Source organism: Bradyrhizobium sp. CCBAU 53351, assembly GCF_015291745.1.
Taxonomy (GTDB): domain Bacteria; phylum Pseudomonadota; class Alphaproteobacteria; order Rhizobiales; family Xanthobacteraceae; genus Bradyrhizobium.
Map to the genome: position 1 here is coordinate 3,827,318 of NZ_CP030059.1, position 19,977 is coordinate 3,847,294.

Below are 19,977 nucleotides of genomic sequence, written 5' to 3' on the forward strand. Positions count from 1 at the left end.
CGTATCAAGACCAGCCCTGCAAGAGTCATGCTGGAAAACCTTGCCGAACATTCGCCGATCCCGGGAGGCCATACCTTAATCCCCGCCGCTGGCGCCCGCCCTGTTGTTCGGCTGTGGCGCAAGGTTCGGTCAGACGATGGATCGAAGGTCGCGGCAGGCCCCTCAACATGCGGCGACTGAATAGCACCTGCGCATCTCAGAACGACTGGCGTGCCGGGTCAAGGGGTTGACGGGACTCTTCTGTGTTCTGTTATTAACGTCAGCGGCCTTTCGGCCGGCCCCTCAGGCGCCACGCCCGAGCGGAAACGCGGTTTTGAAAGCAGACGCATGGATTCCTCGCACCCCCAAGAGCAGCAGGCCGAGACCCGGCTGGTCACCTCCGGCCGCGACACCAAGGCGCAGAAGGGGTTCGTCAATCCGCCGGTTTTCCACGGCTCGACCGTGCTCTATCCGACCGCCGAGGATCTGCACGCCCATCGCGGCGAGTTCACCTATGGCCGGCACGGTTCCCCCACCACCAAGGCGTTCCAGGAGACGCTGCTGGCGCTGGAGGGGCCGCAATGCGCCGGCGTCGGCATCGTGCCGTCCGGGCTGTCGGCGATCTCCACCACCCTGCTCTCGGTGCTGAAGGCCGGCGACCACGTTCTGGTCGTCGACAACGTCTACCGGCCCTCGCGCAATTTCTGCAACGGCATGCTGGTCCGCTACGGCGTCGAGACCACCTACTTCGATCCGCTGATCGGCGCCGGCATCGAGAAGCTGTTCAAGCCGAACACCCGTGCGGTGCTGGTGGAGGCGCCGGGCTCGCAATCGTTCGAGATGCCGGACATTCGCGCCATCGCCGAGGTGGCGCATGCCCGCGGCGCGCTCGTCATCGACGACAACACCTGGGCGACGCCGCTCTATCACCGCTCGCTCGACCAGGGCGTCGACATCAGCATGCAGGCCGCGACCAAATATATCGGCGGTCATTCCGACATCATGTTCGGCACGATCTCGGCCAATGCCAAGGCATGGCCGATAGTCTCCGAAGGCATCCGCCTGCTCGGGGTCTGCGCGGGCCCCGACGATGTCTTCCTCGCGCTGCGCGGCCTGCGCACGCTGTCGGTGCGCCTGGCGCAGCATCATCGCTCCGGCCTCGACATGGCGCGTTGGCTCGCCGGCCGACTCGAGGTGGCGCGCGTGCTGCATCCGGGCCTGGAGACCGATCCCGGTCACGCCATCTGGAAGCGCGACTTCACCGGGGCATCCGGCCTGTTCAGCATCGTGCTGAAGCCGGCGCCGCAGAAGGCGGTCGACACCATGCTCAACACGCTCAAGCTGTTCGGCATGGGCTTTTCCTGGGGCGGCTTCGAGAGCCTTGCGATTCCCTTCGACTGCGACGCCTATCGCACCGCGACCAAATGGTCGCCGGGCGGTCCGACCCTGCGCCTGCACATCGGGCTCGAGAGCGTCGACGATCTCAAGGCCGATCTCGATCGCGGCTTTGCTGCCCTCAAAGCAGCAATGTGAGCTTGCTCACAGGGCATTGCGCCTGCGCACGCGGCAACGGACGGAAGCGGACGCACTGACGTGCGCCGCGGGAGCGTCAGCCACCTGTAAACGTTAACGCCGACGCGCCAACAAATGGTTTGATCCCCAGGCATTTGGCGCTAGCCTCACCAATCGACTCTCATCCGGACAGACGGAGCATGGGAACGTTGGTTCTGCTCGATCTTATGGGCGGCGTGGCGCTGTTGTTGTGGGGCCTGCATATGGTCCACAGCGGCATTCTGCGCGCTTTCGGCCCTGACCTGCGGCGCCTGCTCGGCAAGGCGCTGAGCAATCGCGTCAGCGCCTTTGCTGCCGGCCTCGGGCTCACCGCGCTGCTCCAGAGCAGCACGGCGACCGCCCTGATCACGAGCTCGTTCGCGGCCGAAGGCCTTGTCAGCCTCGCCGCCGCGCTCGCCATCATGCTGGGCGCCAATGTCGGCACGACGCTGATCGTGCAGGTGCTGTCGTTCAACATCGCAGCCGTTGCGCCGGTCCTGTTCGTGCTCGGCCTCGTCGCGTTCCGCTCCGGCCCGCGCTCGCGGATCAAGGACATCGGCCGCGTCTGCATCGGCCTCGGCCTGATGCTGCTCTCGCTGCACATCCTGCTCGACACGCTGGCGCCAGCCGAGAACGCGCCCGGCGTCCGCGTCGTGATGTCGGCCATCACAGGCGATCCCATTTTGTGCATCGTCATCGCCGCCCTCGTCACCTGGGCGGTGCATTCGAGCGTCGCCAGCGTGCTCCTGATCATGTCGCTGGCCTATTCGCAATTCATCACGCCCTACGCAGCGCTGGCGCTGGTGCTCGGGGCCAATCTCGGCAGCGCCATCAATCCCGTCTTCGAGGGCGCCAAGCGCGACGATCCCGCGAGCTACCGCCTGCCGGTCGGCAATCTCGTCAACCGCGTGGTCGGCATCGCGCTCGTCCTGCCGTTCCTCGGCCCGATCGCCGAGCACATGCACGCCTGGCAGCCCGATCTGGCCAAGATGACGGCGGCCTTCCACATCGCCTTCAATGTCGGTACGGCCGTCCTCTTCATCGGCCTGCTCGACGCCATGTCGCGCCTGCTCACCCGCCTCTTGCCGGATCGCGTGCAGGAGGCCGACCCGGCCAAGCCGCGCTATCTCGACGAAACCGCGCTGGAGACGCCGTCGCTGGCACTCGCCGACGCCGCCCGCGAGACGTTGCGCATGGGCGATCTCGTCGAGGTCATGCTGCGCAAGGTGATGGCCGCGATGATGACGGGCGATCGTGCGCTGGTCGACCAGGTCTCGAAGATGGACAATTTCGTCGACGGTCTCGACGAGGCCATCAAGCTCTATGTGACCAAGCTGATGCGGGGCAGCCTCGACGAGAGCGAAGGACGGCGCGCGATGGAGATCATCTCCTTCGCCATCAACCTCGAGCATATCGGCGACATCATCGACAAGAGCCTGAGCGAGCTCGCGACCAAGAAGATCAAGCGGCGCTTCCAGTTCTCGGCGGAAGGGGCCGACGAGCTCGCCGCCTTCCACAAGCGCACGATGGATTCGCTGCGGATCGCGTTCGGCGTCTTCATGTCGGGCGACGCCAACGAGGCGCGCAAGCTGCTGGTGGAGAAAACCGCGCTGCGCAACACCGAGCTTGCCGCGGTCGAGCGCCATCTCGACCGCCTGCGCGAGGGCCGCCCTGAAACCATCGAAACGACGTCGCTGCATCTCGACGTGCTGCGCGACCTCAGGCGCATCCATTCGCATATCTGCTCGGTCGCCTACCCCGTGCTGGACGCGGCGGGCGTGCCCTATCGCAGGACCGAGGCGGAGACGGCCGCCCTGCCCGCCTCGGGCGCGGCCTCGGCGTTGCCGCGCTAGCGCCTCTGCTCAGCGCTCCAGCGTCTTCGAGGCCCTGCCGCGGTTCTTGATGATCAGCATGATGTTGCGGATATAGATGATCGTCGCCAAGGCTTGTCCGAGGATGATGACCGGCTCGCGCTTCACGACGCCGTAAACCAGCGTCATCAGCCCGCCGCCCATCGAGCAGAACCAGAACGCCATCGGCACCACGCTGTTGCCGGCGCGCTCGCTCGCGATCCACTGCACCAGGAAGCGCGCGGTGAAGAACAGCTGCGCGACGAGGCCGAATGCCAGCCAGAAATCGAACTTGGCGACGAAGACGTCGTAGAGATAATTGCTCAGCGCCTGACCGTATTGGATGATCATGCGTTCACCTCAGTCACATCTGGTGTCGGCTTCTTGCGGCGGATCAGCCACCACACGCCGGCGAGATCCATGATGCCGATCCACAGCCGGTCGAAGAAGCCGTAGTTCGACACGCCGGAATGGCGCGGCCGGTCGATCACGTCGACATAGGCGATGTCGTAGCCTTCGCGGCGGACCAAGGCCGGCAGGAAGCGATGCAGCCCATCGAAATAGGGCATCATCAGGAAAACCTCGCGCCGGAATGCCTTCAACCCGCAGCCGGTATCGCGCGTGCCGTCCTTCAGGATGGCGTTGCGGACGCCGTTGGCCACGCGCGACTGGAATTTCTTGAAGCCGGTGTCCTTGCGTCCGACGCGCTGTCCGGCAGCGAGGCCGACGCGCCCTGCGCCCTTCTCGACCGCGGCGATCAGGTCGGGCAGGAAGGCCGGATTGTTCTGGCCGTCGCCGTCGAGCGTCGCCACGATCGTCCCGCGCGCCGCGCGCACGCCGCTGCGCACGGCCGCGGATTGGCCGCCCGATCTGGCATGGCGGAGCTGACGCAGATTGTGCCGCTGCGCCATCAGCGCCGCGATCCGTTCGCCGGTCGCATCGGTCGAGCCGTCGTTGACATAGATGATCTCGTAGGCCCAGCGGCCGTCGAGCGCCGCGCCGATCTCCGCGATCAGCGGCGCGATGTTGTCGGCTTCGTTGCGCACGGGAACGACGATGGAGACCGAAGGCTGGGACGTCGACAAATCGAGACTCGTGGTTGGAATTGGCCTGCCCTTCGGGGAACCGGCGGCCCCGGCAGGCAGCCGCTTTTATGGGGCGGATGCCCCGTGGGCAACCCTTTTGAGGCGTCCCGAGACCGCTCCCGTAAGCGGCACGATGGTGCCATCGGCGCGGATGGCAAAGCCCAGCCTTCGGGCCGCGAACCAGTAGCGGACTGCCATGGCGCCGACCGTGCCGATCAGGGCGCCGGCCACGACGTCGCTCGGGTGATGCGCGACCAGCACCAGCCGCGTCAGCAAGATCACGATTGCGTAAGTGAACATGAACACGCGCAGGCGTGGCCACAATGCCGATACCGCAAAGGCCAGCGCGAACGCGGCCACGGCATGGCCTGACGGCAAGCTGGCATAGGCCCCCGTCCCCTCGAACGGGACGAAGTTGAACGGATTGGCCTTGCCGCCGACAAAGGGGCGTCCGCGACCGACGATGTATTTCAGGATCTCGGCAACGAATGCCGACACGGCAATCGACAGAAACACAAATTGCAGCCGCGTGCCGAGACCTAGCAGCAGCGCGCGGCGAGTCCCGTGCAGTCCTGCCGCAACGAGCGCCAACACCACCAGCGCGGCCCCCAGCACCGAGAGCAGATACTCGTCCTTGCCGAAATCGGTGAGGATGCGGATCGGCCACAGGCTGGGCGTGCCGCGCGCGGGCATCAACTGGATCTCGGTCTGGTCGAAGGCGACCATCAGCACGATGACGAGGGCTGCGCCTGCCGCGCTGAGCCACAGCGAATGCCGCGCCAGTTTTCGCGCGGCTTCCGCGCGGCGTGAATGCGAGGGCGTGCGAACGAGCTGCGCCAGCGCTTGCTTCGAGACGGCGAGCAATTGCGCGGGATAGCCCGGACGCGGCGCGGGGCTGGTCGTAACAGGCATCCTATTCGGTGCCTTCGGAACGGAAGATCGCGATCGAGATCGCGCGGCCTTGCGAGAAATTATAGCCGTCGATACGGGTCCCGACCTTGTAGCGCAGTCCGATCGCCTCGGCACGCTGCACGAAGCTGCGCTCCGAGCGCTGCTCGATCAGCGCAAACCGGCAGCTTCCCTGCCGCAGGAAATCCGCCGCGCCCGAGCCGTCGGTGAGCAGCGTCTGGGTGCCCGTCAGGAACACGAGGCTCGGCTCGTGATAGCCCGCCGCCGCCGCCTTGGGCCCGACGCAGGTGACGTTGCGGAGCGCGCGGGCAACCTCGATGCTGGGAAACAGCGGCACCAGCGAGGGCAGCACGATGCCATACACCGTCACCGCCAGCATCAAAGCCGCAACCAGTGCGTTGAGCAGCGAGCGCTCGGCGTGATTGTTGTCGTAGAGCCACCAGGCAAGCAGGCCGAAGATCAGGGACGCCGCGATGAACGGCCAGGCCACGAAGGCCGGCTGCCGCGTCAGCATCACAGCGCCGACCACCGCGATGATCGATGCGGCCGCGGGGATCGCGAACCACCAGGCCGAACCACGCATCAGCCAGGAACGCGACAGCACGCGCCGCTCCACGGCGCCTGCGGTGAGAATGGCGATCGCCGGATAGAGCGGCAGCACGTAATGCGGCAGCTTGGTCAGCACCGCCTCGAACACGATCCAGGACGGGATCAGCCAGGCCAGCAGAAACTGCGCGCCGGGCTCACGCCGCGCCCGCCACACCGCGGGCGCCGCCATCGCCGCCAGCGGCGCGCCGGGCCAGAACGTGATCCAGAACAGCGCCAGGTAAAGGCCGGGCGGCGCGCCGTGGGATTCCTGGGCGCCCAACTTGCTGAGCATGTCGCCGCCGACGGAATCGGCGAAAAAGGCATCGCCCGCGCGCCAGAAGATCGCGACGAACCAGGGTAGCACCAGCACCAGCATCCACATCAGGCCCCAGACCGGGCGCAGCTTCCACAGCCAGGAGGCGTCGCGGTCCTGGATCGCCAGCGCGACGATGGTCAGCCCTGCGAACATCAGGATCAGCGGACCCTTGATCAGGATGCCAACGGCAAGCGCGGTCCAGAAGATCGCGGGCCAGCTCCAGGGCGGATGGGTCTCGTCCTCGGCGCGCTGCCAGGACAGATAGGCCCGCGCCATCGCCCCCATCGCGGCGACCACACAGAGCAGCAGCATCGCGTCGGTCTTGGCGAGCCGCGCCTCGACGCCAAGCAGCACCGAAGCGCACATCATCAGCGCCGCCAGCACCGCGGCGCGCCGCGTGACGAAGCCCAGCGCGGCCCAATAGGTCATGAGCACGGCGCCGATCGCCCCGAACAGCGACGGCAACCGGTAGACCCAGATCCGCAATTCGGCTTTCGGCAGCTTGAGCATCGAGGCCGCTTCCACCGTCGCCGATTGCAACCAGTAGATGCCGACCGGCTTCTTGTAGCGGACGTCCTCCTGGAAGCGGATATCGACATAGTCGCCGCTCTCGACCATCTGCTTGGTGGCCTGGGCGAACCGCGCCTCGTCGCGATCGATCGGCGGGATCGTGAAGAAGCCCGGCAGGAACAACAGCAGTGCGCAAAGCAGCAGGAAGGCGACGGCGCGGGCGTGGCTGACTGTCACGACATCGAGCATGCGCACGAGCCGGCTGCCCGGATTTGCGGGCGATTTCGGCTCGCGGGGCGCTCCAAAACGGGGGGCTGGATAGGTCTCGGCCATTGGTTCCGCTTACGCTGAAACCGTCATCGCCACAACCGCTTGAGGCAGGTTCATTGAATTCGAATGACGACTGTGTCCGCGGCGCCAGTGGCATCGATCACGGTGAGCCGCGCAAAGCCGGGACCGGGTGGATCGATCAGCCGCTGGCGGCGGCCGTCGATCTCGCCGAGCGCCGTGCCGTTAACCATGACGGTCATGGGCAGAACGCCGCCGGCGACCTTGACCGGCATTGCCGCACTCTCCTGCCCTCCGGAGCGATCGACATCGATCCGCGAACCATTCAGCGGAAACTGGATGTGCAGCGTCTGCTCGCGGCCGGTCCGCACCAACTCGCCGACGGGGCGGAACCGCTTCAGCGGCAGCGGCAGCTTGGCGTTGCTGGCAACAAGGGTTCCCCTAGGCGGCTTCGGCAACGGGACCAGCGTCTTGCCGGTGCGGGCAAAGGCATCGAACAGGATCGGGGCCGCGGCGACGCGTCCGATCAGGCCCGGAACCGGCGCGCCATCGGGCCGCCCGACCCAGACGCCGATGGTCATCCGGCCGTCGAACCCGACCGACCAGGCGTCACGATAGCCGTAAGAGGTGCCGGTCTTGAAGGCGATGCGGTTGTGCGCGGCGTTCTCGGGCGGCGGCGTTCCCAACAGCACGTTGCCGACCTGCCAGGCCGCGACCTGATCCAAGAGCCGGAGCGGCTCGCGGTCGTCCTTATCAGCCATGACCTCGCGCAGCGGCTTTGTGGTGCCGAGACGGGCGAAGCCCGCGTAGAGCTGGGCGAGATCCTGCAGCGTCACGCCGACGCCGCCGAGCCCCATGGCAAGCCCCGGCGCTTCGTCCTTGGGCAACACGAGATTGCCGCCGGCCTGGCGCAGCCGCGAAGCGAGCCGACTCGAGCCGACGCGGTCGAGCAGCACGATCGCCGGCACGTTCAGCGACAATTGCAGCGCCTTCCGCACGGGCACCGTGCCCTGGAAGGTCATGTCGAAATTTTCCGGCGCGTACGAACCGAAGCGGACGGGACGATCGTCGATCAGGCTTTCCGGATGAACGAAGCCGTCCTCGAAGGCGAGCCCGTAGATGAAGGGCTTCAGCGTCGAGCCCGGCGAACGGATCGCGCGGGTCATGTCGACCTGCCCTGCCCGGCTCTCGTCGAAATAATCGGCCGAACCGACGCGGGCGAGCACGTCGCCGCTCTCATTGTCGATCACGATGATGCCGACCGAGATGTTCGCGCCCAGTGCAAGGGCGCGGTCGCGCGCCAGCGGCTCCAGCACCTTCTGCAAGTTCGCATCGAGCGTGAGCTTGATGACCTGCTTGTCCTTGACCGTCGATAGCGCAGTGTCAGACGCATGCGGCGCCAGGATCGGCATCGGCTTGCGCAGTTTCGGTACAGGCACGGCCTTGGCCTGCCGTGCGTCGTCTGCGCTGACCACCTGCTCCTCGACCATGCGGTCGAGCACGCGGTCGCGGGCCTTGCGCGCGGCCTCGGGATGGCGGTCGAGCCGGCGCGTCTCCGGCGATTGCGGCAGCGCCACCAGCAGCGCGGCTTCGGCCAGCGACAGACGCTTCGGCTCCTTGCCGAGATAGCCGATCGAGGCGGCGCGGATGCCCTCGAGATTGCCGCCATAAGGCGCGAGCGCGAGATAGAGATCGAGGATCTGTTCCTTACTCAGGGTTCGCTCGATCTCGATCGCACGCACCATCTGCCGCAGCTTGGCATAGAGCGAACGCTGCCGCCGCGGCTCCATCAGCCGGGCGAGTTGCATGCTGATGGTCGAGCCGCCCGAGACGATGTGGCCGCGCGTCGTGAGCTGGAGCGCAGCACGCCCCAGCGCCAGCGGGTCGATACCATCATGGGCGTAGAAGCGCTGGTCTTCATAGGCGAGCAGCAATTTCAGGTAGGTCGGGTCGACATTGGCCTTGGCATCGACCGGCAGCCGCCAGCGGCCATCCGCCATCGCATAGGCGCGCAGCAGCTTGCCGTTGCGATCGACGATCGTGGTGGAGACTTGTCGCGCTTCGTCGAGGGGCAGAGGGCCGAGAGAGTAGACCCAGCCGACCAAGCCGATGATGGCGAGGATGAAGGTGAACGCAGCGACCGACAGGACCCGAAAGGCAAACCGCCCTCTCTGACCGTCATGGCCGGGCTTGACCCGGCCATCCACGCCGTCGCCCACCGCCCGTGCGGCCGTGGATGCCCGGGGCATCTGCGCGAAGACGCGCTTCGCGCTCTTGCCCGGGCGTGACGACTGAGTATGCGGCTCCGTTGCGCTCATTCAACCACCACTCACTTCGCCGCCCGCACCTCGACACTGCCCGTGCCCGTCCGGCCATAGCGCGAGGGGTTGTACATGTCCTCGACATAGGCCTGCGGCAGCACGTATTTGCCGGGCGAGACCACGCGCACGACATAGGCCACGGTGAACACCGCCTTGGAATCCGAGGCACGGTCCACGGCGGCGGTGAAGCGGTCGTCGCGGAACTCGGTGTTTTCAGGCTCCTCGCCGTCCTCGATCCAGTCCAGCGTGCCGCTGTCGCCCGACGAGACCAGCTTCGGGTTGTCGATCTCGAGGCCGGCCGGCAGATAGTCGGACACCATGATGTGGCCGTACTCGGGCTTCGCCTCGGTGATCTTGAGCACCACCGCGAAGCGCTGGTTCTGCTTCACCTTGCTGATATCGGCGGGCTTGCCGTCAAGCGTGAAGTAATTGCGCTCGATCTTGAAGCCGTTCGAGGCCGCCGGCTCCGGCGTCACCGGCGAGCCCGACACCGAGACGACCGCCTGCACCGGCGCATCGCCGGTGTTGGTGATCTTGAGCGGCTTGCCGCTCAGCGTATCCGCCTTGTAGCTGCGATAGAGCGCAGTCTTGACCGGCTGGCCGTCGACTTCCATGGACAGGTTCTCCTTGGCGAGAGCGCGCGCCGCCAGCACCAGCCACGCATTCTCCTGCGTGGAGGTGTAGGGCGTCAGCCCGCGCGCGGTCTCGACCCGCGACACAGCCTGCGTCAGCGTCGCCTTCGGCGCGTTGCCTTCGCTCGCAAGCGACACCAGGGCCGCGGCGTCGCGCAGCTGCGAGCCATAGTCGGTGCGGCCGAACTCCAGCACCGGCTTTGGCGCGAGGCTGTCGAGCGCGGCACCATAGACCCGTTCGGCGCGGTTGCGGTCGCCGACCAGAGCGAGCGCCGCCGCAAGCTGCGACTTCGCGATCGGCGTCGCGAGATTGTTCAGCTTGGTGTCGGCGAGATAGCGGAGGTCGCCGATCGGCGCCGCACCGTTGCGGGCGAGCACGTAGAGGCCGTAAGCGAGATCGCGCCCGCCGTCCTTCTCCGGCTCGTTGCCGTTGACCACGGAGTTTCTGACACGGTCCAGCGCGTTCTTGAACAGCACGTCCGGCACCGTAAAGCCCTTCTCGCGGGCACGGGTCAGGAAATCCGTCACGTACGCATCGAGCCAGGCATCGTCGCCGCCCGCCGACCACAGGCCGAACGAGCCATTGGAGCCCTGACGGGCCAGGAGCCGCTCGATCGCGTCGCGGATGCGCTGGTCGACCTCGGTGTCCATCGCGAGATGCGCGCCGGCAGCCAAGTCGTTGACATAGAGCAACGGCATGGCGCGGCTCGTGATCTGCTCCGAGCAGCCATAGGGATAGCGGTCGAGCGCCTTCAAGATCGTCGCCGCATCGAGCGCGGTGGACAGGCTCGCCGAGACCGAGACGCTGCCGGTGCCCGGCACGAGGTCGGAGAACATGTCCGAGGTCAGCGTCAGGCTCTCGCCCTTTGCGAGCGTCCGGATCGAACGCCGCGCCAGCACCTGCGTCGCCGCCTTGACGTCGAACGCATAATGGCGCGCCAGCGTCAGGCCGCTCGGCCCCTTGATGTCGACGTCGAGCGTCGCCTGCCCGGCCGCGGTCGCGTCGACCGCGAGCGAGAACGAATTGCGCTGCTTGGCGGCGAGCTTCACCGTGGTTGCGGGATTGCCTGACATCTTTACCGGCCCGCCCGTCTTCACGTTGATGACGTAGTCGCCGGCCTGGCCCTCGACATTGTCGATCTCGAGATTGACCGTGCCGTGGTCGCCGTTGAGCAGGAAGCGCGGCAGGGTCGTGGTCAGCACGACGGGGTCGCGGATCACCACATCGGTGTTGGCGCGGCCGAGCTTGGTGGCTGTCCACGCCACCGCCATCACGCGCGCGGTACCCGCGAACTCCGGAATGTCGAAGCTGACTTCCGCGGTACCGTCAGCGGCGACGGTCACGATGCCCGAATAGAGCGCGAGCGGCTTTTGCGTGGGCGGCGAGCCCTGCAATTCGCCTGCACCGGCATCGCCGCCGGACTTGATCTGACCACGCGTGCCGGACATGCCGTCGATCAATTGCCCATAGAGATCGCGGATCTCGGCGCTCAGGCGGCGCTGGCCAAGATAGTAATCATCCGGCGCCGGCGGCTTGTAATTGGTGAGGTTGAGGATGCCGACATCGACCGCGGCGATCACGATCTTGGCGTCCTCGCCCGGATTGAGCCCGTCGAGCTTGACCGGAATCTTCAGTGCCGAATTCGGCCGGATCAGCGCCGGCGGCGACAGCTTCACCTGCAACGTGCGGGCCTGCTTGTCGATGCCGAACCATTTCAGCCCGATCGCTCGGCCCGGCATGCGCTGGGCGGCGGCATCCAGCGGACGACGCAACGTCGCCACCACGTAAGCGCCGGTGCCCCAGTCCTTGCCGACCGGCAACTTCACCTGTGCGGTGCCTTCCTTGACGTCAATGGTCTGCGTCGTGAGCAGGCGGTCGCCGAGCACGTTGATGGTCAGCTTACCGGCGCTGCGGACATTGACCGACACCGTCATGGTGTCACCGGAGGCGTATTGCGGCTTGTCGATCGAGGTCTCCAAGAGGTCCGGCGTGTCGGCGCTGCCGTCGGAATACCAGCCGACATCGAACTGCACCGAGGTGACAGGGCCATCGGCATCGTTCGACTTCACGTCGAGCCGGTAGCGGCCGGGTTGCGGGCTGAGCGAGATGCGCGCCGGCTTGTCGGCGGCAACGGCGACGTCACCGTCAGCGACGCGCGAGGTCGACTTGACCGGCTCGTACTCCCAGTAATTGTTCTGGCGATACCATTGGTAGCGCGACTCCATCTTCAGGAGCTCGTAACGCAGGCCGTCGCGGCGCAGCCGCTCACCCTCGGGCGAGACGAACACGACGTCGAACTCGGCCTTGTCGCCCTCGGCGACGTTCTTGTCGCCGAACAGTGGCTTGATGCCGATCTGCGCCACGCTGGGCGCAACCGGCAGCACGATCTTGCGTTCGACGGCGCGGCCGCCAGTCTCCACCATCCGCACGAAGATCTGGGCCTCTTGCGGGCGGGTCGAGGCCGGCTGCTTGTCCAGCGTCACCGGGAAGGTCGCAACGCCATTGGCGTCAGCTTCCGGCAGGTTCTCCAGCGGCGTGCGCTCGTTCGAATTGGTCTCCTCGTCGGCGACGCCGAACTGGTAGCCGGCAAAGCCGGGACGCTCGGACGCAGGCGCGATCAGCATATCGCCTTCGAGCGCGAGGCCCGAGGCCGGCGCGCCATAGAGGAAATGGCCGTCCGCCTTAAGCTCCACAGGAGTGTTAGCTTTGATCAGCTTGTCCTTGGCAGACAAGTCGAATTCGATCCGATCAGGAACGTAATCCTCGACCATGAAGGTGGTCTCGCCGACCGAAGAGCCCTTCGGATCGGTGAACGCGCGTGCCCGCCAGGTCCCGGTCGGCACGGCCGAATTGAGCGGCACGGCCAGCGTCCGGCCGCCAGCGCCCTGGTCGGCCAGCACGGCCCGGCGGAATTCGACGCCGTCGGGGCGTTCGATCACCAGCGTCATCGGCCCGCCGGTCACGGCATTGCCCTGCCCGTCGCGGAGCAGCGCGGTAAGATAGACGGTTTCGCTGGAACGGTAGACGCCGCGCTCGGCATAGACGAAGGCATCGGCCCCGGCCGGCACCACGCGGCCGGAGACGCCGCGGTCGGACAGGTCGAAGGCGGAGGACTTCAGGCTGAGGAAGGCATAATCGGCCTTCTCGCCGGTGACGGTCAGCATCGCCGGCGACAGACCGCCCTCGCCGCGCGCAAGGCCGGCCTCGAACAGGACGTGGCCGCTGTCGTCGGTCTTGCGGGTCGCCAGGATCTCGTTGTTGCGGGCAATCAGTCGCACCTCGGCCTTCCCGACCGGATCGGTCGAAGCCAGCGAGTTGACGAACACGTGGATACCGTCGTTGCCGGAATAGGCGGACACGCCGAGATCGGAGACGATGAACCATTGCGTTGCGAGCTGGTATTCGTCGTCCGAGCCCGGGCCCTTGGCGGCCGCCGTCATCACGTAGACGCCGGGCTGGAGCTCGCCGAGCGCCTGGTCGACCGGGAACGCCGTGGTGACGTCCTGGTTCAGCGTCATCGCCGTCGCAAGCTCACCGGTCCAGACCTTCACGCCGCGCTCGTCGCCGAGATCGCTGAGCTGATACTTGGACAGCGTCTTCTGGAAGTCGCTGTCGACCACCGTGTTGATCAGGTTGCGGTCACCGATACGGAACACGTTGATGTTGACCGCGGGCGTGTTGACGCTGACCACGGGAATGCCGCGCTGGCCTGTTCGCGGCAGCACATAGGCCCGGCTGGTGAAACGCACGAAAGGCTTACGGTCGCGCACATAGATATTGAACTCGGCCGATTTCGGCAGGCCTTCCTTCACCGTGGACGGCAGACCGGCGCGCAAATTGATGTTGTAGCGCTCGCCATGCTTCAGCCCGTCGACGCAGAGCTGCTTTCCCTCGGCCGACAGCGCCGGCTTGTCCTGGCCCGCCAGCGCCAGGAACGGCGCGAAGTCGGTGCGCTTGGCCAATTCCTCGGAGAACTGGAAGCAGGCGCGCGGGCTCGCCGAATCCGAGTCCACGGTGTAGTCGAGCAGCCGGAAGCCGTGCTCGTCGCGCATCTTCTCGTATTGGCCGCGGACGTCGGCGACCTCGCGCATGTCGAGCGACAACCGCAGCGCATCCAGCGCCGGCCGCCACAGCTTGCGTTCGGCCATCGCCTTGCCGAGCACGGCGAGCGCGTCGGCCTCCTCGCCCGGATTGCCGGCGCGCTGGTAGGCGATATAGGCCGCGGTCGAGGCGCGCTCCAGCAGGAAGGTCTGCTCGCTCGAGCTCTTCGGCGAGATCTGGAAGATCACCTTGGCGAGCCGCAGCCAGTTGCCGGTGTCTTCCGGCGTGGTGGCCGCGATCTGGCCGAGCACCGATAGCCCCGTGCGATAATCATTGCGCCGGAAAGCGGCGTCGGCGTCCGTCTTCAGCGTCGCATTGGTCTTGGCGATCGGCCCCGCCTCGCTCTTGATCTGGGCCTCCAGCTTGATCGCGGAATCGGCGAGGTCGTCGCGCTTGAACGCCTTGTCTGCGGCTTGCGCCGCGCAAAGGCCGAGCGCCAGCGTGGCGCAGAATGTGACGGCGCGAACAAGACCGATCATGATGGACTCCCGGAAATCGCGGACAGCCGCCCGCAGGCAGCATGAAATGCGCGGAAAGGTGACGGACTCAAGGCGATGGAACCAAAGGTGCAAATCGTCGCATTCGCCATGAAAAGGCAAGCCCAGAGGAGACCGATCGAGATAATGCTGTGCACGCCGTCCTGATGGCGCAGCAATACCTGACCCGTCGTCCGGCGGCCACATCCCGGAAGCTGGCCAGCGTTCCCGGCGATGTGATCCATCGTCCAGTCCGCTGCCGCTCAACCCGGCACCCTGACATGCCACCGTCTCGCTTTGTCGCGCCATTGAGGAAAACGGTTCGGTTCAGGCTTGGCGAAGGATGATATTTTTCATAATGGCATGGTAGATGAGCAGCCCCCCGCCTGGGCGGCTCAAGACGGTCCCGTAGCTCAACTGGATAGAGCATCAGATTTCTACTCTGAGGGTTGCAGGTTCGAATCCTGCCGGGATCGCCAGTCCATCATCGATCAACCGCCTTCACGAACGCGTGGGTAACCATACGCGGGCCTTTGAACGTCGCCGATCAGGCCTATGTATGCGCCGGGCGAGTTGCGCCCGGTTAAGGACTCCGATGCTTCCAACGGAATGGACGAGAATGGCGATCGCATCGGCGGTGGCGATCGTCGCGATGTCGTATCTGGCAATCGACGCAGGCGTCGTGAATACCAGCGTGGTCACAAGGCCCATCAAGGTGGCTCAGGCATCGATCGTTGGCGCTGCGATGGGCCAGCATCACCTGGCCTTCGCCGTTCAGGAGTGGGCACGACCCAGCCGCGCAAGCTACGATAGCCCCGAAAAGCCGGCCGTGGAGCATTGCCTGGCGATCGACTGATCGAAGCGCCCCTGCACGGGGCTATCGGCGAAATTCATCCTGCATCACCCGTCGACTGACGAGCCTGCCACCACCGCGCAATGGCCGCGGTAAGATCGCCCCACAATTCCGTCGGCAAATCCGAGACTGCCACCCGAACGCTGTAGCGGTCCGTGGTCGCGTCGTGAAACCACTCGGTCGCGGCGAAGTCGAAGCCGAAGCTGCCGGCATGGCGGATCGGGAAGCCTTCTGCGCGAAGATCGTTGCTCATGTCCTCGGCGGCCTGCCGCGCGCTCGGCTCATCGAGGGGGCGGCTTCCCCGGAGGGTGACATAGAGACCGTGGGCGAAATGGAGTTCGGCCGCGAGCGCCGGGAGCTTCGCAGCAAAATGGCGGGCCATGTGTCGGCCGTTGCGCAAGATCGCGGCCACGCGCCGCTTCGTGAGGGCCAGATAAGCCGCGCTGCCCACAAAGGGCGGAAAGTGCGCCGGCAACGCCGCACAGCCGAGCAGACGCACCGCGTTGCGCGTTTCGGCCGAAAGACGGGACCAGGGGAATTTCGTTCGCGGCTCATGCTCATTGTTCTGCACGAAGACCGCCGAGCCGAGCCGGCCATATTCCGCCCCGAGCGAATCGAGCTTGTTGTGGCTTCGCACCAGCACCAGCGGAATTCCGGATCGCCGGGCCCAGCTCAGGACGCGCCGGATCCGGCCCGACCGGCCGGCGAAGCAGGTCGTATCAAAGATCAGAAGATCGAGGCCGGAGCCGTCACAGCGTAGCACCGCTTCAAGCGCGCCAGCGACGGAGCAGGAGTCCAAGAGAAGAATCCGCGGCGAATCCGCCGGAGCAAGCGCATCGCGTAGCGGCAGATCCAAAGCCCGGAGTCGCAAATGAGGAACAAGGCCCCGGATCAGTTCCTGCGTTTCACCGTACGAGCCCGGAAGCACCAGGATATCGGCCTTCGCGACGATTTGCGCGGAGGCCAGCAGCACGGCGGAGATCGCGGCCATGCCCGAGGCAGTATAGATCGCCGTGCTCGCAGAGCCGCTGTCGAGCTCATAGAATGACGGACCGCGTACCGTCAGATCGGCCCGCTGATAATCGTAGCTGAACTCGAATGGCCCGCTCGCGGGAGCGGCCGTATGCGACCAGGCCGTCTCCGTCGCTTTCCATTCGTGCAACTCGTGCTCCGCCCTCAGCGCCGCCGTAAGCTGGAATTTGGACGTGACGACATCGTCGACCGATCGCGGACGCGCCAAATCGAGCCGATGTCTCAGGCAGCCGTTCAACAGCCTGAGTTCCTCATGCTTCCGTTCGAGATAGGCCTGAATGGTCTCCATGCGCGTCTTGATTGATCCGATCGCATTTCAACGTGCGGAAAGCCTCACGGGTCCAACGCGCGCGCTGCAACGAACGCCGACGTCCGCAGTTCAGACCTAAGCTAAGGAGAAACACATGGCTGACATCAGAGAGCACATGAAAATCATCGGCAAGGACGGCGCTCATGTCGGCACCGTCGACCGCGTTGAGGGCAACCGGATCAAGCTGACGCGGAAGGACAGCCCGGAAGGTCACAAGGACCATCACCACTATATTGACACGAAATATGTCGGTGCCGTCGAAGGCGATGTCGTCAAGCTTTCAGTGAATGCCGACGCAGTCCCGAAGTCGGAAGCCGCCTGAGACTTAAGCCCCTTCGGGGGCTTTTTGTTTGTTCACGATCCGACTCCGCTTCGTTCCCAAAGCACGAATCGCAACCGGAAAAACCAGCGCGACGCATGTCTTAATGCCGCGTTTCATTCAACCAACTTGTTCAAGCATCCAGCGTCACGAGCTGCGGCCGCAAGCGGTACGCGTCGATCGCGGCATTCGACAGCAGCAGCCTGCGCCGCTCTCCTCGCAGCATCATGCGGTCGATCCTGTTCAGGATGAATTGGGCTGCCTCCCGGTGCTCACCCGTGAGCAGGCCGGATCGGTCGAGATATTTCCAGGCAATCTCGAAAGACTGAGCGCGTAACTCGAGGTCGGTCATAGCCGGCCAACGTCCACAACGAAGGGACGTTCCTATTCGAACGGAAGCCAAGCAGGCCATGCAGCGCCACGCGCATCGAACCTCGGTCGAATAAAATGTAAAAGTCGCGCGGAACGAGATCAGGACGAGCGCGTTGACGGCATGAAATCAGGTGGTGCCGATCTGCCAGCCCCGATCGGCTTTGAAGGGCCCCGTGCTTGTCCCCCCGAGCACGGGGCTTTCTCATGCGGATCAAGAAGTGACCGGCCGCTCCTTCACCGCCAAATTCGAGAATCCTTCAGTCCGCCCGCTCCTCGCGCCGCTCGCGCGCGAGCTCGTGCCAGGCCAAAGCGAGCTGGATCAGGCGTTGCCGGTCGGCACCTTCCGATGCCGCCGCCCGCTTCATCGCGGCCTCGGCCTCCTGCTGTGGGTCGTACTTGGTACACATGAGGCCGAGCCTAGCCGGCCATCTGGACAAGCGCATGGCAATTTCGTCCGTATGATTGCGGGGTAACGTCCCGTCTTCCGGACGGGCGAGTGCCCGGGCCCCCTCACCTCGTGAAATGCTTGCGCTGATTACGAAGCCGTGAGCTGGGCTTCATTCCGATGATCTGTGAACGGTGTCACAGTCTTGGCGTGGCAGTTCGGCTAAACAATGTGTCGACGCTTCCAGGAGAGCGCGAAGGCATCAATGGTGTTTTCCGTCATGGCACAAGAAGCAGCAACCTCAGCCAACGTTCCGACGCCGCGACAAAGGGGCGACCTGCTCGGCCTCGCCTATCTCGGGACCATCGGCATCGTGATGCTGGCCTGGATCTCCGGCCTGGTCTGGGGCCTGATCGCGTTCTTCAACTGGCTCGTGTCCTGACGCGAGGCGACACGTCGTTTTCACGAACAAGGCTCTTTCACGAGCAGGCCTCTTTCATGAGAGGGATCGCGGCCGAGATCGCGATCTAGAACAGGCAGTGCAGCACCTGCCCTAGCTTGACCCCGCCACACACGATCATAGCCCAAAGCGCCAGGCTGATCTGAATTGCATCCAGCATGTCCCACGTCCCCGCGAATCGATTCCCGCCGTTTCTTTTTCTTTTGAGAATCGCGTGAAGCGTCGAACGGAGCCAGTGCTATTTTGAGGCAGTTATTGTGCGCCGCCGAACGTCGCGCCGACACACACATCCAGACAACGGCCTGATCATGCCAAAATAAAAGAGGCGGGCTTTGCCCGCCTCTCGCAAATCAGGATACGACCCGTGCCTTACCGACAGGCCCGCGGATCGGCCGGCACGTACTGTCCGTCCGGGTAACGGTAGTAGCAATTGCCCTGTGCCCAGTAGTAGCCGGGCTGCGATGCGGCCGCGGCGCCCGTGATCGCGCCGGTAGCGCCACCGAGAACCGCGCCGGCTGCAGCCCCTGTTGCATTGCCCGAGATCAGTCCGCCCAGCACACCGCCGACGATGGCGCCGCCAAGCGCGCTCGCGCCGGGATCCGCCGGTGGCGGCGGGGGTGGCGGTGCATAGGTGACCGCAGGCGGCGGCGGAGCATAGGCCACCGGCACGTCGTCGTAGTACTCCTCCGAGATGTAGGCTGGCGGGCCAGACATGCGCTGCGGATAATAATACCACACGCCACCAACGTCCCACCACCAGCCGGAGCGGCCGTTGTGAACCTCGTGGCGCCAGCGCCCGCCATCCCAGGCGCGGTTGCCGCGATAGGCATGTCCGCCCCAGTCGCGGGTCGGCGCGGGGCCCCTGGCGTAGTTACGTCCGGGCGGCGGGCCGCCCGCATTATGCGGACCGGGACTGGATTGAGGCCGGCTTTCCGGCTGCGGCGCGGGCCGGGCAGCCTGCTGCGGCGGGCTCCTGCGCATATTCTGATTGTTCGGAGACGGCGCCCCTGCGCTCGGGCCTGCCGGAGGCTGACCGATTTCCCTCGAGGGCCTCGCGTCCTGGGCCTGCGCCGGCAGCGCGAGCAACGACATGGCCGAAACCAAGGGAATGATGATCTTCATGTGGTTGGACGCACTCATGCGTGCTTGCCCCCTGCTCTTTCGATTGCTCTCGCAATTGCCGTGGTGCCTGGCGCGATAGACGATTCGGATCGCGCCGGGCTTGATGCCGGCTGACATAGCTGACCTGCTTTGATCAGCGAAGTCCCGTTACAAATGATTAAGATCACGGCAATTTTTGGCCCCGCCGGGCTGCAAAACATCACGCTGAAGCGCTTCTAGCGGGCCGGCTCGATCACGTTGCAGTTGCGGCGCCCGGACATCAGGCAGTCCTGCATCTTGCTGGCCGCGGTAAGGTCTCGGACAAGCCACCAGCCGATTCCGAGGATCACGATCGCAATGATCAGACCGGCGATGGCGCCGCGGCGGTTGTCGCCGGATGGAGGCTTCGGGCGGAATTTCGGCTTCTCGCCCGGTTCGGGCTTGGACGTGGGCATGGCTACCTGATCGCGCGGGCACGCCGGCTTATCACCTCTGCGACGTCCCGTCACATGCCGATCGATCGCTTCAGTCCAGCTCG

16 protein-coding genes and 1 tRNA gene are annotated in these 19,977 nt (G+C 65.5%); 6 read left to right on the plus strand and 11 right to left on the minus strand.

Features of this window, described 5'->3' with window-relative positions; all coding sequences use genetic code 11:
* Positions 1–327 precede the first annotated feature (327 nt).
* The gene (metC, locus tag XH83_RS17900) at positions 328–1,512 is read left to right on the plus strand and encodes a cystathionine beta-lyase (protein ID WP_194402144.1); all 1,185 of its coding nucleotides are present in this window, start codon (positions 328–330) and stop codon (positions 1,510–1,512) included.
* A 179-nt stretch (positions 1,513–1,691) separates the two neighbouring features.
* A complete protein-coding gene (locus XH83_RS17905) occupies positions 1,692–3,383 on the plus strand; it encodes a Na/Pi cotransporter family protein (protein ID WP_194402145.1) in 1,692 nt (563 codons plus the stop codon).
* Between the two features lie 9 nt (positions 3,384–3,392).
* Here the strand turns inward: XH83_RS17905 and XH83_RS17910 are convergent, their stop codons facing one another.
* From XH83_RS17910 to XH83_RS17935, 6 genes are all read right to left on the minus strand, one after another.
* Entirely contained in the window at positions 3,393–3,731 is a 339-nt protein-coding gene (locus tag XH83_RS17910; protein WP_038957186.1) for a lipid-A-disaccharide synthase N-terminal domain-containing protein, read from the minus strand.
* The gene (locus tag XH83_RS17915; protein ID WP_194402146.1) at positions 3,728–4,465 is read right to left on the minus strand and encodes a glycosyltransferase family 2 protein; all 738 of its coding nucleotides are present in this window, start codon (positions 4,463–4,465) and stop codon (positions 3,728–3,730) included. Before XH83_RS17915 ends, XH83_RS17910 begins: the two co-directional genes overlap by 4 nt.
* 66 nt (positions 4,466–4,531) lie before the next feature.
* Positions 4,532–5,377: a phosphatase PAP2 family protein gene (locus XH83_RS17920; protein ID WP_194402147.1), complete on the minus strand. Its 846-nt coding sequence runs from the start codon at positions 5,375–5,377 to the stop codon at positions 4,532–4,534.
* A 1-nt stretch (position 5,378) separates the two neighbouring features.
* Positions 5,379–7,121, minus strand: a complete 1,743-nt coding sequence (locus tag XH83_RS17925) for a glycosyltransferase family 39 protein (protein ID WP_194402148.1) — start codon at positions 7,119–7,121, stop codon at positions 5,379–5,381.
* A 50-nt stretch (positions 7,122–7,171) separates the two neighbouring features.
* Positions 7,172–9,394, minus strand: a complete 2,223-nt coding sequence (pbpC, locus tag XH83_RS17930) for a penicillin-binding protein 1C (protein WP_371746085.1) — start codon at positions 9,392–9,394, stop codon at positions 7,172–7,174.
* Positions 9,395–9,405: 11 nt separating this feature from the next.
* A complete protein-coding gene (locus tag XH83_RS17935; RefSeq protein ID WP_194402149.1) occupies positions 9,406–14,610 on the minus strand; it encodes an alpha-2-macroglobulin in 5,205 nt (1,734 codons plus the stop codon).
* A gap of 399 nt (positions 14,611–15,009) precedes the next feature.
* Between XH83_RS17935 and XH83_RS17940 the strand changes: the two genes are divergently transcribed.
* Positions 15,010–15,086, plus strand: a tRNA-Arg gene (locus tag XH83_RS17940).
* Positions 15,087–15,226: 140 nt separating this feature from the next.
* The gene (locus XH83_RS17945; protein WP_246776259.1) at positions 15,227–15,463 is read left to right on the plus strand and encodes a hypothetical protein; all 237 of its coding nucleotides are present in this window, start codon (positions 15,227–15,229) and stop codon (positions 15,461–15,463) included.
* A gap of 34 nt (positions 15,464–15,497) precedes the next feature.
* On the opposite strand, the gene XH83_RS17950 is transcribed toward XH83_RS17945, so the two are convergent.
* On the minus strand, positions 15,498–16,781 hold the full coding sequence (locus tag XH83_RS17950) for a hypothetical protein (RefSeq protein WP_194402151.1): 1,284 nt from the start codon (positions 16,779–16,781) through the stop codon (positions 15,498–15,500).
* A 115-nt stretch (positions 16,782–16,896) separates the two neighbouring features.
* Here XH83_RS17950 and XH83_RS17955 point away from each other — a divergent pair, with 115 nt between their 5' ends.
* A complete protein-coding gene (locus XH83_RS17955; RefSeq protein WP_028136547.1) occupies positions 16,897–17,124 on the plus strand; it encodes a DUF2171 domain-containing protein in 228 nt (75 codons plus the stop codon).
* Positions 17,125–17,254: 130 nt separating this feature from the next.
* Here XH83_RS17955 and XH83_RS17960 read toward each other — a convergent pair whose 3' ends face one another.
* Together XH83_RS17960 and XH83_RS17965 are read right to left on the minus strand one after the other, a co-directional pair.
* Positions 17,255–17,473, minus strand: coding sequence for a hypothetical protein (locus XH83_RS17960; protein ID WP_194402152.1), 219 nt, complete (start codon positions 17,471–17,473; stop codon positions 17,255–17,257).
* Between the two features lie 277 nt (positions 17,474–17,750).
* Positions 17,751–17,936, minus strand: coding sequence for a hypothetical protein (locus tag XH83_RS17965; protein ID WP_194408501.1), 186 nt, complete (start codon positions 17,934–17,936; stop codon positions 17,751–17,753).
* Between the two features lie 222 nt (positions 17,937–18,158).
* On the opposite strand from XH83_RS17965, the gene XH83_RS17970 reads away from it, so the two are divergent.
* Positions 18,159–18,320: a hypothetical protein gene (locus XH83_RS17970; RefSeq protein ID WP_194402153.1), complete on the plus strand. Its 162-nt coding sequence runs from the start codon at positions 18,159–18,161 to the stop codon at positions 18,318–18,320.
* Positions 18,321–18,707: 387 nt separating this feature from the next.
* On the opposite strand, the gene XH83_RS17975 is transcribed toward XH83_RS17970, so the two are convergent.
* Positions 18,708–19,478 (minus strand): hypothetical protein, encoded by a 771-nt coding sequence (locus tag XH83_RS17975; RefSeq protein WP_194402154.1) that lies wholly within the window; start codon positions 19,476–19,478, stop codon positions 18,708–18,710.
* 197 nt (positions 19,479–19,675) lie between these two features.
* On the minus strand, positions 19,676–19,894 hold the full coding sequence (locus XH83_RS17980) for a DUF2273 domain-containing protein (RefSeq protein ID WP_194402155.1): 219 nt from the start codon (positions 19,892–19,894) through the stop codon (positions 19,676–19,678).
* Positions 19,895–19,977 lie beyond the last annotated feature (83 nt).